The following is a 1,996-nucleotide window of genomic DNA, read 5'->3' as shown; positions in this document are numbered from 1 at the left end:
TGATTTAGTAATATTAAAATTACAGATACTAGTAATTCTGATAATTTAATGACAAACTTAGATGGTATTAAAGAAAATGACAATTATCGAATTAGTGATATTGGAATTACAGGAAATTCTAATGGAGTAAATGATGTGTTTTTGTTAAGTGAAACAGAGGGTGAAGATTTTGTTTATGAAGCTGATGTCAAATTTAATGAACGAAATGGTGCGGCATCATTAATTTTTAGAGCTAGTGATGATTTAAACAATAAGAGCATGTATGTTGCTAATATTAATGGTGCTAGTGGTGAAGCGCGATTATTTAAATTTGGACAAGATGATAATTATGATTTAGGTAAATCGAAATTTATTACTTTAGATGAAAATGATGAATATCATTTAAAAATAACAGCTATTGGTAAACATATTGTTTACTACATTAATGGTGAACTTGTTATCAATACAGCTGATTATACAATGAATACTCGTAATGAAGATTCTCATTATGGACAAAACGATGCTCTTACAAGTGGTAAATTTGGATTATTAACATGGAATGGTAATGTAACATATCAAAATGTAGAATATACATCTTTAGATGATACAAATTCACCACAATTAGATAATTTAAGTGTTGCAAGTATTAATGGTAAAGTTGATAAACAAATCGCTTTTGCAAAAGGGCAATATGTTTATATTACATATGTTACAAATAGTACGACTGCAGTAAGTTTATTACCAGAAATTAAAAATGATAGCGAAATTATTGCTACTAATGAAAATGGGGAAATTGTAGATATTAATAATTTACCTGTTACTAAAGATTTACAGACTTATACATTAACAGTCCGTAATGGAAATGCAAAAGTTTTATATCGAATCCGTGTACATCGTATGCAAGTTGATGAATCTTACTATAATGAAGATTATCGTGGTCAATACCACTATTCTGGAAAAATTGGAGGGGGTAATGATCCATGTGGACTAGTATATTATAAAGGAAAATATCATTTATTTTACCAATACTATGATTCGCCAAATTGGGGACCAATGCATTGGGCCCATGCGACAAGTACAGATTTGATTCATTGGGAAGAACAGCCAATTCAATTTTATCCAGATGAATATGGAACAATGTTTTCAGGGTGTGCAGTAATTGCTGATCATGAAACAGCACCAGCAATATTTAATGAAGGTGAGGAAGGACTTGTATTCTTTATTACTTCTAATGGTGGTAATGGTAGTGATGTTCAAAAAATTACTGCAGCTTATAGTAAAGATGGTGAAACTTTTTATAAATATGATGAAGGAAAAGTTTTAATTAATTGGACAGATGATTCTTTAAAAAATACTGCATTTAGAGATCCAAAAGTATTTAGATATGAAAATAAGTGGTTTATGGTAATAGCTGGAGGACCACTAAGAATATATTCATCAGATGATTTGGTTAATTGGCAAGTTGAATCAGTTTATGGAGATTTACATACTGAATGTCCGGATTTATATCCATTAGTAGTTAAAGATGAAAATAATCAAGAAACAGGCGAAGTTAAATGGGTTTTAGATCGTGGAGGAAGAAAATATAAAATAGGTGATTTTAAACAAGTTAATGGTAAATGGTCTTTTGTTCCTGATGAACAATATGCAAGTACTAATGCTGATGGAATGGGAAATGAAGATAATGATGGAATTATGAATTTTGGTCCTGATTCATATGCAGCAATGACATATTATAGGGGAGATTTTGGAACTGCAGAAAACTTTAAAGCTCAAGATATTATTGCAATAAATTGGATGAATACTTGGGACAGTGGTTTTAATAATGCAATTCCTAATGCTAATGGTAATACTATTTTTAACGGAACATATAATTTACAGTTAAGATTAGGAATCAAGAAGGATAGTTATGGGAAATATTATTTAACTCAAACACCAATCGATGAATATAAAATATTAAGAGATGAAGCAAATAAAGTTGAATTAAATGGTGTTACTATTAATGAAACAAATAATC

The 1,996-nt window shown here is 29.6% G+C and carries 1 protein-coding gene; it reads left to right on the top strand.

Annotated features, from left to right (window positions below; all coding sequences use genetic code 11):
* Positions 1-48: 48 nt before the first annotated feature.
* Positions 49-1,996: family 16 glycoside hydrolase (locus tag ACLR9T_RS14170; RefSeq protein WP_413110118.1), on the top strand; the 1,948-nt coding region annotated here is incomplete at its 3' end.

Origin of the sequence: Thomasclavelia sp. (genome assembly GCF_047249845.1) — a bacterium.
Taxonomy (GTDB): domain Bacteria; phylum Bacillota_I; class Bacilli_A; order Erysipelotrichales; family Coprobacillaceae; genus Thomasclavelia.
Note: the sequence above shows the minus strand (reverse complement) of the source record. Positions and strands in the feature narration are given on the sequence as shown.